This is a genomic window from Marinicella sediminis, assembly GCF_002000055.1.
GTDB classification, from domain to species: Bacteria; Pseudomonadota; Gammaproteobacteria; order Xanthomonadales; family Marinicellaceae; genus Marinicella; species Marinicella sediminis.
This window is the reverse complement of the sequence record NZ_MVBD01000001.1, coordinates 109,266-122,888: the sequence shown is the minus strand read 5'-3', so window position 1 is coordinate 122,888 and position 13,623 is coordinate 109,266. Positions and strand designations below refer to the sequence as shown.

The following is a 13,623-nucleotide window of genomic DNA, read 5'->3' as shown; positions in this document are numbered from 1 at the left end:
TTTGTTAAGGCAATCAAAATCGCACAATCAGTGAATGTCCCTGAAGTAATTCACTTTCAGCAGGTAGGCGAGGAATGTGAATAAAGCCACAAACAACAACACCCAGGGTGCATAAGACATGCGGATCAGTTGTGCCGGCTCGGATGAATAATCCAGGAAATTCACCAGGTCTCTGACCATGTCTTTGTATTCCTGCTCACTCATTGAACCCGCTTCAACGACTTCAAAATCAATGAACTCTTTGTGCTCATTGCCATCTTCATCTTCATATACGTTGAAATTGGCTTTGCGCATTCCCTGGAACTCCCACAAAACATGAGGCATGGATGCATTCTCAAATGTCAGGTTATTCCAGCCTGTGGGTCTGGTTGGATCCAGGTAGTAGTTGATCAGGAAGTTATACAACCAATCCAGGCCACGGGCTTTGGCAATCACCGTTAAATCCGGCGGGGTCTTGCCAAACCATTGCTCGGCATCCTGAGGATCCATGGCTATGGTCATTTTGTCGGCAAATTTGGCATCCGTTAAAACCAAGCCATTCATCATTTCATCTTCTGTCAGGCCCAGGTCCTCGGCAACACGGTTGTACCTTTGGAACTCCATGGAATGACAACCCATGCAATAATTCATGAAGGTTCTCGCGCCATTACGCAGTGAGTCGGTTGAGCGGATGTTGGTTTGTACATGTTCACCAATGTAGGCATCACCGGCGGCAGAAGCCAAACCAGAGAACATCATTAAACCCAGCGTGATTAAGTGTAATTTTTTCATCAGTGATCCTCTATTCTCTCTGGCACTTCATGGTACTTTTCATTGCGGCTGTAGAAGAACAACCAAATGAAATAGAAGAAGTAAAATGCAGTCAGGGCCTGTGCTATGCGGGTCAGCGTCACACTGCCTGCTTGCATACCCAACCAACCAAGTACCACAAAAGTGATGGTGAACAAGCCCAGCATCAGTTTGAAAGGCCAGCGACGGTATCTGATTGATTTAACCGGTGAGCGATCGAGCCACGGCAGGAAGAACAACACCACAATCGCCAATAACATGATCAACGCACCCATCTGCATGTCAGGCACCGCCCGTAACATGGCATAAAATGGGGTGAAGTACCACACCGGCTTGATGTGCAGTGGCGTCACTGCCGGGTCAGCCGGAACGTAATTGTCATGTTCCAGGAACAAACCGCCCATATCGGGTTTAACAAATACGATGAAGAGGAAAATCAACAGGAACATGCCCACTCCGAAAATGTCTTTCACGGTGTAGTATGGATGGAATGGAATGCCGTCCAGCGGCTTGCCGTTTTCATCTTTGTGTTGCTTGATGTCAATGCCTTCAGGGTTGTTGGAACCAACCGTATGCAGGGCTGCAATGTGCAACACCACCAAAGCCACAATCGCCAACGGCAGGGCCACCACATGCAGTGCAAAGAAACGATTCAAGGTGGCATCAGAGATCAGGTAATCACCCCGCACCCATTCGACCAGCGCTTCGCCCACAAAAGGCACAGCACCAAATAACTGGGTGATCACTTTGGCGCCCCAGTAAGACATGTTACCCCATGGCAGAACATAGCCCATGAAGGCTTCAGCCATCAGTGCCAGATAGAGCACCATACCAATGATCCATACCAATTCGCGTGGCTTCTTGTATGACCCATATAACAGACCACGGAACATGTGGAAATAGATCACCACAAAAAAGGCCGAGGCTCCGGTGGTATGCAGATAGCGGATTAACCAGCCCCAAGGCACATCACGCATGATGTATTCAACCATTCCGAAGGCTTTGTCTGCATCGGGTTTGTAGTGCATGGTCAGCCAGATACCTGTGAGGATCTGATTAACCAATACCAGCAGAGCCAATGAACCGAAAAAGTACCAGAAATTAAAATTCTTTGGCGCGTAGTATTCAGATAAATGGTCTTTATAAAATTGTGTGACTGGCAGCCTGGCATTCAGCCAACCCATGAAACCAGCGGCATTTTTACTGCCTGAACTTGCTATTTTACCCATTATGCTTGCTCCCCATCGTTGCCAATTTCGATGGTGTTCTCATCTAAAAATGTATATGGCGGAATGTCCAGATTACGACTGGCTGGTGAACCAGCGAAAACCCGTCCTGAAATGTCAAAACGTGAATTATGACAAGGGCAAAAGAACCCACCCTTCCATTCAGCATCAAATGTCTGCGGTACCAGATCCGGATAGTATTTGGGTGAACATCCCAGATGCGTACAAATACCAACCACCACCAACAAGTTCTCCTTGATTGAGCGGTTGATGTTATCCACATAAGCTGGCTGAACACTGGATTCAGACGTGGGATCTTTCAGCTTGCCATTTAATGATTCCAACACGTCCAGCTGTTTGGGTGTGCGGTTGACCACAAATACGGGCTGTCCGCGCCACAGAATATTGATCATCTGACCGGGTTCCACTTTGGAAACATCTGCCTTGACCGGTCCACCGGCCGCTTTGGCCCGCTCTGATGGCAGCCATGACTTAAGAAAAGGAACAGCCGCGAAACCTGCGCCAATGGCGCCAACTGCACCAGTGCTGAGCAACAAAGTACGCCGACTTTTATTGACATTATCAGTCATTGAATTAACCCCTAATGAATAAAAAACTCATGGACAATGACTGTCCATAAGTTGAATCTACTATTAAACCGGCGCAATTTTACAAGATTTTAATGTTATTTCATAGCCAAGCTGCGATTAATTCAGGAATAATCATCCAGACAACGATCACCCGGCTTATTCAAATCAATTTCAATCAAAGGGAATTTTTTGCTCCTTTTCCTGCCCAACACTGTGCGTTACGAATGGGTCAAACATTTTGCCCTGAAATTCTTTACAATACACAGAACACCACAAGCAAACCTGATATGCTGAATCACCTCACCTTTTTTCTTAAATACGCCCTGCTTGGCTTGTTGATTGGGCTGCTGTATTTATTTCTGACCGGACAATTGCGCTGGGTCACCAATGAACAGCAACCGGCGCTGGTGTTTTCCTATGCCCCTGCCATTGACACCATCAGTCGTTCAGTGGTGAGCATCTACACCCAAAGCAATGAACCGATCAATGGTCGCTCTGGTATTTCACCACGTTCACCCTACCGCACGAAAAACTACCTGGGATCAGGTGTGGTGGTTTCGGAAAACGGTCACATTGTGACCAACAAGCACGTCATTAAAGACGCCAGCCGGGTCGTGGTATACCTGTGGGACAATCAACTATACGAAGCGAGTTTCATCGGCGCAGATACCCTGACTGACCTGGCCTTGATCAAAATAGATGCCGACAACCTGACACCCGCCGCATTTGCCGACAGTGAACTGCTCAATACCGGCGACGTGGTGCTGGCAGTGGGCAACCCATATGGCTTAAACCAAAGCGCTTCCCTCGGGATCGTCAGCGCCACTGGTCGACGGGGCCTGACGGAAAGCCAGGTGGAAAACTTCATCCAGACAGATGCAGCAATCAACCTGGGTAATTCCGGCGGCGCACTGGTCAACCCTTTGGGGCAGGTGGTAGGCATCAGCACCGCCAGTTACAGTCAGATTGGTGCCGAAGGCATTAATTTTGCCATTCCATCCAATACCACCGTACAAATCATCAACTCCATCATCCGCTATGGACAGGTACTGAGGGGCTGGCTGGGCATCTATTTCATCCAACCCTACGGACATGTGGTTTACCAGATTCCCAAACCGGTGATAGGCATCATGGTGTCCAAAACCAGAGAAGGCAGTTCAGCAGATCTGGCCGGCATCAAGCCGCGGGACGTCATCACTCACATCAATGACAAACCAGTCAATTCTTTCAGTGAATACCAAAACCAACTGTTACAAAACACCGTTGGAGATTCAGTGAAAGTGACCGGATACAATGACAATGGCGGCTTTGAAATGTACCTGACCATTGAATTACCGCCCAGCGTCACACTCCAGGAAGGTCAGTGATTCCTGATTCAATTCCGGTCATGGTTCACAGTTAATCATTTGGGTGATGGTTTTATCCGCCGGAATTGTTTAAAATTTTACCGGGGGTATGAATCACGATTTCCTGACCAACCGGTTGACCATCAGGCCACAAAGCGTTGTGAACAGGATCATGACCATGAGGGTAAAGTGAAGGGATGTTAAAACTGAAATACCTGACATTATGGCTGCTGAGCCTGCTGATTTGTTCTCAGGCCTTGGCAGAACAGCGCGAACGACCAAAAATCGGCCTGGCACTGTCCGGTGGCGGCGCCCGGGGCATGGCACACGTTGGTGTGCTCAAAGCACTGGAAGAAAAACGCATTCCCATTGATTACATTGCCGGCACTTCCATGGGCAGTATTGTGGGAGGATTGTATGCCACAGGTATGAGTCCTGATGACCTGGAGTGGGCCATCAAATCGGTTGATTGGGACAATGCACTCAACCCATCGAACAAGCGCAAGCTGAAAAACTACCGCCAGAAGCAAGAAGAAAAAGATTATTTTGCCGACATTGAAATCGGCATCTCCAGAGATGGCGCCAAATCCGGTACCGGATTGGTTGGCGACCACAAAGTGATGCTTGAGTTGCAACGCCTGGTGGGCTCATTCAATGAAACGGACTTTAACAAATTCCCCATCCCTTTTCGCGCCGTGACCACTGACCTCAATGCAGGAGAACCCTATGTGATTGAACAGGGCGATCTGGCCATGGCGATGCGCGCATCAATGGCTGTACCTCTGGTCTTTGGTCCGGTCAAACATCAGGAACGCATGTTGGTTGATGGTGGCATCCTGAACAATCTGCCGGTTGATGTGGTCAGGGCCATGGGCGCTGACATTGTCATCGCGGTCAACATTTCATCTCCACTGGCTACGGTTAATGAACAATCTTCGGTACTGGCCGTGACTTATCAGAGTGTGGATGTGGCACTGGTCCAGAACACCAAACAATCCCTCAAGCTGGCTGATCTGGTCATTCAGCCTGAACTGAAAGGCATTGATGCCTCCATGTTTGACCGTGCCAAAGACATGATCAATGATGGCTATTTAGCGACCTATCGGCAGTCTGATGCCCTGTCATCATTCAGCCTGCCTGACAATGACTTCATCACCCACCTGGAAAGCCGAAACTTTTTACCCAGAGACATCCCCAGCCGCATAGGCTTTGTCAGCTTCTCCGGTAATAAACGCACTGCCACCGAACGATTAATGACCCGTGCAAATGAACTGATCGGCCAGTCGTTCAACGCCAGCCTGGTACAAGATTTTGTTGACCAGGTGGTGTCCACTGAAGAAGACATCCAGGTGATTACCTACCAGGTAGAATCGATTGGCCAGAAAAAAGGCATTGCTTTCAAAGTCAAAGAAAAACAATGGGGTCCTGATTACCTGAAGTTCGGACTGAAAGTGGCTGATGATTTCGATTCCAATACGCGGATATCATTGTTGGTCAGACACCACCGATACAACATCAACAGCAAGGGCGGCCATTGGGTCAATGACCTCAGTGTGGGCTCGGTACTGGGCTGGCAATCTGAACTGTACCAACCTTTGGATTTCGAGAACAAATTCTTTGCCACAGCCAACATCGACACCATCAAAGACACCCGGCGATTTTACCAGGGCATTGATGCCATTGGTGAATACGACCACAAGAAATTTGGCTTTGGACTGAACCTCGGCTACAACCCCACCATCAACAGTGAATTGAGGGCAGGCTTGTGGTACAAAGACCAAAGCGTGGTGCCGGTGATCAATGACATTGATTTTGATACCGCCATCAACCGCACCGCTGGATTACAGATCAATTTTGGTTACGATACCCTGGAGAAAGCCATTTCACCTCGCTTTGGTTATGACCTCAGAGCAGAATTGGGCATTTTTGACCGGGTCCAATACCTGAGCTTTGACGGCTACCGGCGTTTTCCGTTTTTCAACAGCAGCGCAGCTCACTTGCGGATTAAATTTGACTTTACTGACCTGGTGAATAACAACGAATACTTCAAAGCCTATGGCGGAGTGGATGATTTTGCCGGCTACCCCACACAATCACTGCTGGGCCTCAATGCCTTTTTACTGGAGCTGGGCTGGTTCACCCCGATGAGTTCCATCGACCTGCCCATCGTTGGGGTGCCGGATTTGACGGTAAAAACCCATTGGGGCAACGTCTGGCAGAGAAACATCAACATTGAAGACATGATTTACGGATTCTCAGCCGGTATCTCTTTTGATGTTCAGGACACCGTGATGTTCCTGGGCACCGGCTACAGCCATGATGGCGAGGCGCGCTTTTATTTGCGCCTGGGGACTGGCTTTTAGACACAGAATCTTAACGTCTGCTTACTGAATTCACAACATTTCGCTTGGTATCATGGAAGGCCTGTCAACCCCGAAATGAGATATGAACAATACCAACTTCAGCAAATCAAAGTCGCTGGTCTTTTTGGTGAGCGCCTTTGCCTGGTCATCAGGCCAGGCGGTGACACCGGTGATTGACCGTTATGCCTATCTGCTCAGCAGTGATGTGACCATCGACCTGACCAATAAAATCATCAGTTTCAGCAGCAACATCAACAACTGTCAGCAAGCCGGGGGCAGCCCACCAACTGACACCAGTGAATTTGCCGTGTTCACCAACAATCAATTCATTGGACTGAGTTATTTTCGTTACGACACCAGAAAAAAACAATTGTGGATGATCAGTGAAAGCAACGACCTGATTTGCGAAAACGGCCTGTTCATCAATGACATTTTTGACAATGGGTTTGAAGTGAAGCTATTGACCGAGTAACCAGGCTTCATCCACCACCTGAATGCCCAACTGCTCAGCTTTGCTGAGCTTGGAACCAGCCTTTTCACCTGCCACCAGCAAATCGGTCCTGGCTGAAACTGAACCAGTGACTTTGGCCCCCAGTTGCTGCAGCTTTTGTTTGGCCTCAGAGCGGGTCATTTGTGACAAAGAACCGGTCAGCACCACGGTCATTCCCTCAAGAGGCTTTGGCCCGCTGTCCTGTTGACTGATCTGGGGCCAGTGAATACCTGCGGCCAGTAATTCATCAATCACTGCGAGGTTTTGTGGATTGTGAAAATATTGACGGATCCGGCTGGCAACCACTTCACCCACATCGGGCAAGTCCATCAACGCTTCCTTATCGGCACCTTTGATGGCATCAAGGTTGTGCAGCTCATTGGCCAGAGTCAATGCCGTGGCTTCACCCACCTCACGAATACCCAGGGCATAAATAAACCTGGGCAGGGTGGTTTGTTTGCTTTGCTCAATGCCTTTGAGCAGATTGGTTGCTGATTTTTGTGCCATGCGCTCCAACCCGGAAACCTGAGCTTCTTTCAGATGATACAAATCAGCCGGGTTTTCAATCAAACCGGCATCCACCAGCTGCTCGACTAATTTATTGCCCAGTCCATCAATGTCCATGGCTTTGCGCGAAGCAAAATGTTTGATGCTCTCTTTGCGCTGTGCATCACAAGTCAGTCCGGCCGGGCATCGCAACACAGCCTCACCTTCAATTTTGTGCAGCTCACTGTCACACACCGGACAATGGGAGGGCATGGTAAAAGGCCGGGCATCCGCCGGACGCCTGGCGGTCACCACTTTCACCACTTCCGGTATGACATCACCTGCCCGACGCACAAACACCGTATCGCCCACCCGCACATCTTTGCGCCTGATCTCGTCTTCATTGTGCAAGGTGGCATTGGTTACCGTGACACCGCCAACGGTGACTGGTTTAAGTCTGGCAACCGGCGTGATGCTGCCGGTTCTGCCCACCTGTACATCAATGTTTTCCACCTGGGTAGTGGCTTCTTCAGCGGGAAATTTATGAGCGGTGGCCCAGCGCGGCGCTTTGGTGACAAAACCAAGGATCTGCTGCCATGACAAGTCATCCACTTTATAAACCACGCCATCAATGTCAAAATTCAACTGCTCACGTAAGTTGCCAATCTCCTGATAATATTCTGCACAGCCGGTCACTCCTTCGACCACTCTGGACAGGTGATTCACCGGCAGTCCCAGCTGTTTGACCCAAGCCAGCACAGAACTGTGGGTGTCCAGTTGATGGGCCGGTTGTACTTCACCGATTGAATAGGCATAAAAGGCCAGCGGCCGCCGTGCAGTTTTTTGCGGATCCAGTTGCCGCAATGATCCGGCAGCTGCATTGCGTGGGTTGGCAAACACTTTCTCATCGTGTGCCAGGGCCCAGGTGTTGTATCGGCTGAATCCATCACGAGGCATCACCACTTCACCGCGAACCTCAAGCACTGCCGGAAGGTCATCGCCTCGCAATGACAACGGAACGGACTGAATCGTCTTGACATTCGCCGTGATGTCTTCGCCAATTGCACCATCACCTCGTGTTGCAGCCTGCACCAACAGACCATTTTCATAACGGATACTCACTGCCAGACCATCCAGTTTAGGCTCAGCTGAATAACTGATGTCTCCGACTGAACTGACCTCCTGGTCAAGGATCTTATGAATTCGCTGGTCAAATTCCTGCAATTCTTCGGCACTGAACACATTACCCAGAGACAACATGGGCAGGGCATGGGTAATCTGGGAGAAATGCGACAATGGCTGATCAGCCACCCGCTGGCTGGGGGAGTCTTCGGCCACCCATTGAGGATGTGCTGATTCTGCCTTAAGCAACTGCTGATACAGGCGATCATACTCGCTGTCGGAGATCAGCGGATCGTCAAGAACGTAATAGTGATAGGCGTGCTCGTTGAGCTCATCCTTTAAGCGGACGTAGTCCTCATGACTGGCTGGCTGGTTCATGACAAGCTGTGTTCAAAAGCCCTCATTTCTTCACGCATTGAGGCAATCCGCTGGCGGGAAAAAACACTGTGGTTTTCATCGGTCAGCGAACCATCCAGCAACTCCTGCATGCGTTTGGCGACCGGAAACATGGTATCCCATAAGTCCAATGCATTCATTTCACCAGGCAAGGTCATGATGAACACCAGTCCTGTGGTGCGCAAATCCGGATCAAACACCCCCGGCTTAAGCATATTGGCGACCAGGAACAGGGCTTTTTTCTCAGTACCTACCCGACGATATCGGTAAAACAAATGATCTTCACCATATTCCAGCCCAGCTTTGGCTGCGGCGTCCTTGATCTGGTGCCAATCAAACTGTAGCCCATCTTTGGCATGCAAAAACAAAGTCACAATTTTGCGCTCTGTGGTGACCGTACCGGTGTCATCCACGACCGGCTCTTCAATGACATCAGGTTCAATCTGGAACAATTCTTCTTCTGTGATGTCAGTCCGCGTGTGGGTGGGTTTGCGTGTGCCAAAATAATACATCACCCCCAGGACAACCAGTCCAATGACAGCAATAACGATTCTTAATTCGAGGGCAGACACGGTATAAAGAAGATCCTGAATGTGATGAGTGAATGATACAAAAACCAACCACAGACTGCAAGAAGAAGGGTGGGTTCAATGACAGGTCGACAGATACATCAACAGGGGTTTTTCTCCGTACCATCTGCCACAAACGCAATCAAATGACAGCTGTTCATTGTTTTTGCTGTCAAACAGTCTATTGAGTCACAGATTTTTTTTCAGTCACAGTATTTTTCGTCAGTCCAAAAAAAACCAAAAAAAATGAGTTTATATCAGTCTTCAGGCCGATTGGCCAGGGCCCGCAAATAGGTGTCAGCCACATCCAAAGGTTTGGCCAGGCGGCCAGCATCTTCAGCCGGCCAGGCTTTGGCGCGCAATTGGGTGTGCATGGGTGGCGGTGTGATGGTCTGAACCGTTACGCCTTGGTTTTCACATTCCTGACCAAGAATCCGGGCAAATTGTTCGATGGCTGCTTTACCCACACCATATTGCCCCCAATAGGCTTTACCCAGCATTTCCTGGTTATCTGAGGTAAACAGCACCGTGCCCTTGCTTTTCAATAACAACGGCAGTAACGCCTGGGTCAGAAAAATCGGCGAATTGACATTGACCTGCATCTCCTTCAGCCAGCGGGACGCTTCATACAGCAGGAATGGTGTCAGTGAACCAAACTCTGCAGCGGTGTGAATCAGGCCATCCAGTTGTCCGAAATGTTTTTTAATGACTTTGGCCAAATCCATGTAATCGGAAGGGGTGGCTCCGATCAGGTTCATTGGATAGATCACTGGTTCGGGCAAATCCCTTTTGATCAATTCATCACACAACTTATCCAAACCACGTGGGTTTTTGTCACTGATGATGAGGTTGACATTTTGTTGCGATAAGCGCAAAGCCAGCGCTGATCCCAGCCCGCCGCAGGCACCGGTCAGAAAAATTGTTTTGCTTGCCAATTCAGGATATTTAGCCATGATGAGTCACCAAAAATGGAACGATCACAGGCTTGTATTCACTTTTGCTCCTGACAAATGTGAAACCGCCATTGCGATCATTTTATGTAATCTAAGTGCACGACTCTTCGGTTCACTTTCGTTTGCCTGGATACAGACAAGTCACGAAAGCAGGATGCGTAAGCAACCACGGCTGGGGGTCATTTCACCAAGGCTTATTGACTGTGTCAAACCACCATGGTGGCATGAACTGCCTAACCAAGTCGGCGGGTTGGGCCGATCATCAGCCCTTCTTCGAAGCACGAATTCTACCAGTTTTACGGCAAAAGAAGAAAACATAATGATTTCAGCGGTCTTTTTATGGGGTTAAACGGACGTTACAATCTTGTTAACAGTCAGTCTTGATTCAGTTTTTTTGTGTTATCATCTACTGCTTTGGTCGTAGAGCACCCGGCAACAAGGGTCGCCTGCGTGTCTTCAACCCTGCACAATCATCTTATATGAACTCAACTACTCAGCTGGATAATTCCACCTCCAACATCAATCCCGAAGTCCTCAATCACCCGGCAGGACTGTTTATTCTCTTTTTCACTGAAATGTGGGAACGCTTCAGTTACTACGGCATGCGCGCCTTGCTGGTGCTGTTTCTGGTCACCGCCATAGACGGTGGCGGCTGGGGCTGGTCACGTGAAAATGCCGGTGTTCTGTATGGTTTCTATACCGGCCTGGTTTACCTCACGCCATTAATTGGAGGTTGGATTGCCGACCGATTCACCGGCTTCAGACTGGCTGTGGTGATGGGCGCTTTACTCATGACCCTGGGTCATCTGTCACTGGCCTTTGATACCCATGCCACATTTTACCTGGGACTGGTGTTACTGATCATAGGCAATGGACTGTTCAAACCCAATATTTCTTCGATGGTCGGTGGTTTATATAAAGACGATTCAAAAAAAGATGGTGCCTACACCATCTTCTACATGGGTATCAACGCCGGGGCCTTCCTGGGCATCATGCTGTGTGGTTATGTCGGTGAAACGGTCGGCTGGCATTATGGTTTCGGTCTGGCAGGTGTGTTCATGTTTTTCGGCCTGCTGCAATTTTATTTTGCGCAAAGCGTTTTTGGCAGCAATGGTGCCAAACCAGAGCACAAAGAAGCCAAGCAAGAACTGCATGAAAAACCCAAACTGAATGACGTTGAAAAAGACCGATTAATGGTTGTCGGGGTGTTTGCCTTTTTCGTCATCATCTTTTGGTGGGCTTTTGAGCAAGCGGGTTCTTCGATGACCATATTTGCCAAAGACTACACCCAACGGGTCTTAACCGGCACTTCTGCCACCATCTACATCTGGACCAATTTCTTCCTGACCGTGGTGCCCATCCTGGTAGTGACCTGGGTTTTGGGTCTGTTGTTCAAAGCCACACACAAACAAATTCCACTATCCAATTCTTTCCTGGGGCTCAGCTTTGCCATCATTTGGGCCATTGTGATCTGGAAAGTCTATAATGAATTTTCTTCAGCCAATGAAATTGAAGTGCCCGCTTCCTGGTTTGGCATCCTGAACTCATTCTTCATCATCACCCTGGCGCCCCTGTTTTCGAAAATATGGGAAACCAAATACAACCCGTCAGGACCCACAAAATTTGCCTTGGGTTTGATGCTGCTGGGTGTTGGTTTTGCTTTCCTGGCCTACGGTGCTTCAGGCATCACCCAGGGCGCATCAACCGCAGCTGTTTCCATGTTCTGGCTGATAGCGGCTTACTTCTTCCACACGGCAGGTGAGTTGTGCTTATCTCCAGTGGGCTTGTCTTATGTCAGCAAACTCACACCAAAACGCCTGCTGGGCATCATGTTTGGGGTGTGGTTCTTGTCCAGTTTCTTCGCCAACATCATTGGCGGTTTCACCGCCAGCGCCATGGATTCGATCAATGCGGCGATCGGTTTATCAGGCTTTTTCCTGGTGTTCACTGCGATCCCCATTGGTGCAGGCGTATTGATGCTGGTTCTGGCTCCGTTCCTTAAGAAGCGTATGCATGGCATCTATTAATACAATCATAAAATCAATCAGAGGATAACTTATGAATACTCAAGTCGAACAAGCTGAAACATACAACGACGAAACCCTGTGGGGCCATCCCATCGGGTTGTATGTGTGTTTCGCAACTGAGCTGTGGGAACGCTTTTCCTTTTATGGGATGAAATTCCTGCTGTTGCTGTATTTAACCAAATACCATTTATTCAGTGACGCCGGCGGCTTGAGTATTGTCGGTTCCTATGCCGGGTTGGTTTACGCACTGCCCTTACTTGGTGGCTTGCTGGCTGACCGCTATCTTGGGATGCGCAAAGCCGTGATTTTCGGCGGCATACTGCTGGTGCTGGGGCATTTGCTGATGGCGGTGGAGGGTGCACAGGCTTCCATGGTTGGCGGTGAGGTGGTACGCGATGAATTCGCCATCAATGTGTTTTATCTGGCGCTGGCGCTGATTGTGGTGGGTGTGGGCTTTTTGAAACCCAACATTTCCACCATTGTCGGAAAACTGTATCCGGAAAATGATCCGCGCCGGGATTCTGGCTTCACCATTTTCTACCAGGGCATCAACATTGGCTCCTTTGTGGCCACCCTGATTTGTGCCTGGCTGGGTGAAACTTATGGCTGGAGTTATGGTTTTGGTGCCGCAGGATTGGGCATGCTGATTGGTCTGGTGACCTTCCTCTGGGGCCAGAAGTACCTCTATGGACACGCTGAACCCAACAACCCGAAAGTGCTCAAAGAGTCCTTCATCGGTCCCTTGAACAAAGAATGGGCCATTTACCTGTTCTCTGTATTGAGCCTTGTCATTGTCTGGTTTCTGGTACAAAAGATATCCATCGTGTTCTTTACCCAAAACCTGTTTTTACTGGCCGCTGTGGTGGGTTTGATCTACTACGCCATGTATTATAAAAACGATGATCAGAACAAAGGTCTGGCAAAGATTTTTGTCGCCGTGATCGTGGCCTTTGGTTTATTGGCAGTGTTCGGCTTTACCACCGACCACTTCCCTGATTCGATTTTCGGCACGGTATCCATTTTCAATACCCTCGCACACAACATGGTGTGGATGTCTTATGTCCTGCTGGGCATGGTCATTGGCTTCAGCATATATGGCTTTATTAAGTCCAGCTCTGATGATTATTCTCGAATGGTGGTGTTGTTGATCCTGATCATTTCTACCATCGTTTTCTGGGCTTTGTTTGAGCAATCAGCCAGCTCCATGACATTATTCGCTGACCGGGTCATTGATCGGAAAATTGTTGATGCCAGCCTGACTGCAGG

General features: G+C 49.1%; 10 protein-coding genes and 1 pseudogene. 5 read left to right on the top strand and 6 right to left on the bottom strand.

Annotated features, from left to right (window positions below):
• Positions 1-27: 27 nt before the first annotated feature.
• The 3 genes from B0475_RS00630 to petA are packed head-to-tail and all read right to left on the bottom strand — an operon-like array spanning position 28 to position 2,605.
• Complete coding sequence (locus tag B0475_RS00630) at positions 28-771, bottom strand: cytochrome c1 (protein ID WP_077409481.1); 744 nt, start codon at positions 769-771, stop codon at positions 28-30.
• A complete protein-coding gene (locus B0475_RS00625) occupies positions 771-2,018 on the bottom strand; it encodes a cytochrome b (protein WP_077409480.1) in 1,248 nt (415 codons plus the stop codon). The genes B0475_RS00630 and B0475_RS00625 overlap by 1 nt, the downstream gene beginning before the upstream one ends.
• Positions 2,018-2,605 carry a ubiquinol-cytochrome c reductase iron-sulfur subunit gene (petA, locus tag B0475_RS00620; RefSeq protein ID WP_077409479.1) on the bottom strand — a complete coding sequence of 196 codons (588 nt, stop codon included), beginning with the start codon at positions 2,603-2,605 and terminating at the stop codon, positions 2,018-2,020. The genes B0475_RS00625 and petA overlap by 1 nt, the downstream gene beginning before the upstream one ends.
• Positions 2,606-2,892: 287 nt before the next feature.
• Here petA and B0475_RS00615 point away from each other — a divergent pair, with 287 nt between their 5' ends.
• The 3 genes from B0475_RS00615 to B0475_RS00605 all read left to right on the top strand — a co-directional run bounded on the left by B0475_RS00615 (position 2,893) and on the right by B0475_RS00605 (position 6,786).
• The gene (locus tag B0475_RS00615) at positions 2,893-3,972 is read left to right on the top strand and encodes a S1C family serine protease (protein WP_198538054.1); all 1,080 of its coding nucleotides are present in this window, start codon (positions 2,893-2,895) and stop codon (positions 3,970-3,972) included.
• A gap of 176 nt (positions 3,973-4,148) precedes the next feature.
• Positions 4,149-6,314, top strand: a complete 2,166-nt coding sequence (locus tag B0475_RS00610) for a patatin-like phospholipase family protein (RefSeq protein ID WP_077409477.1) — start codon at positions 4,149-4,151, stop codon at positions 6,312-6,314.
• A gap of 82 nt (positions 6,315-6,396) precedes the next feature.
• Positions 6,397-6,786, top strand: coding sequence for a hypothetical protein (locus B0475_RS00605; RefSeq protein ID WP_077409476.1), 390 nt, complete (start codon positions 6,397-6,399; stop codon positions 6,784-6,786).
• Here the strand turns inward: B0475_RS00605 and ligA are convergent.
• From ligA to B0475_RS00590, 3 genes are all read right to left on the bottom strand, one after another.
• Positions 6,772-8,790 carry an NAD-dependent DNA ligase LigA gene (gene ligA, locus B0475_RS00600; RefSeq protein ID WP_077409475.1) on the bottom strand — a complete coding sequence of 673 codons (2,019 nt, stop codon included), beginning with the start codon at positions 8,788-8,790 and terminating at the stop codon, positions 6,772-6,774. The genes B0475_RS00605 and ligA overlap by 15 nt on opposite strands.
• On the bottom strand, positions 8,787-9,380 hold the full coding sequence (locus B0475_RS00595; protein ID WP_109862315.1) for a cell division protein ZipA: 594 nt from the start codon (positions 9,378-9,380) through the stop codon (positions 8,787-8,789). The genes ligA and B0475_RS00595 overlap by 4 nt, the downstream gene beginning before the upstream one ends.
• A gap of 254 nt (positions 9,381-9,634) precedes the next feature.
• A complete protein-coding gene (locus B0475_RS00590) occupies positions 9,635-10,330 on the bottom strand; it encodes an SDR family NAD(P)-dependent oxidoreductase (RefSeq protein WP_077409474.1) in 696 nt (231 codons plus the stop codon).
• Positions 10,331-10,809: 479 nt separating this feature from the next.
• On the opposite strand from B0475_RS00590, the gene B0475_RS00580 reads away from it, so the two are divergent.
• Positions 10,810-12,357: a peptide MFS transporter gene (locus B0475_RS00580; RefSeq protein WP_077409472.1), complete on the top strand. Its 1,548-nt coding sequence runs from the start codon at positions 10,810-10,812 to the stop codon at positions 12,355-12,357.
• A 31-nt stretch (positions 12,358-12,388) separates the two neighbouring features.
• Positions 12,389-13,600: pseudogene (locus B0475_RS18080) on the top strand (peptide MFS transporter); the annotation flags it as partial.
• Between the last annotated feature and the right edge of the window lie 23 nt (positions 13,601-13,623).

What these genes read in the sequence shown, in the direction of transcription:
- ligA (WP_077409475.1), bottom strand. Translation starts at nt 8,790, where the DNA reads ATGAACCAGCCAGCCAGTCATGAGGACTACGTCCGCTTAAAGGATGAG.
- B0475_RS00610 (WP_077409477.1), top strand. Translation starts at nt 4,149, where the DNA reads ATGTTAAAACTGAAATACCTGACATTATGGCTGCTGAGCCTGCTGATT.
- B0475_RS00625 (WP_077409480.1), bottom strand. Translation starts at nt 2,018, where the DNA reads ATGGGTAAAATAGCAAGTTCAGGCAGTAAAAATGCCGCTGGTTTCATG.
- B0475_RS00590 (WP_077409474.1), bottom strand. Translation starts at nt 10,330, where the DNA reads ATGGCTAAATATCCTGAATTGGCAAGCAAAACAATTTTTCTGACCGGT.
- petA (WP_077409479.1), bottom strand. Translation starts at nt 2,605, where the DNA reads ATGACTGATAATGTCAATAAAAGTCGGCGTACTTTGTTGCTCAGCACT.
- B0475_RS00605 (WP_077409476.1), top strand. Translation starts at nt 6,397, where the DNA reads ATGAACAATACCAACTTCAGCAAATCAAAGTCGCTGGTCTTTTTGGTG.
- B0475_RS00630 (WP_077409481.1), bottom strand. Translation starts at nt 771, where the DNA reads ATGAAAAAATTACACTTAATCACGCTGGGTTTAATGATGTTCTCTGGT.
- B0475_RS00580 (WP_077409472.1), top strand. Translation starts at nt 10,810, where the DNA reads ATGAACTCAACTACTCAGCTGGATAATTCCACCTCCAACATCAATCCC.
- B0475_RS00615 (WP_198538054.1), top strand. Translation starts at nt 2,893, where the DNA reads ATGCTGAATCACCTCACCTTTTTTCTTAAATACGCCCTGCTTGGCTTG.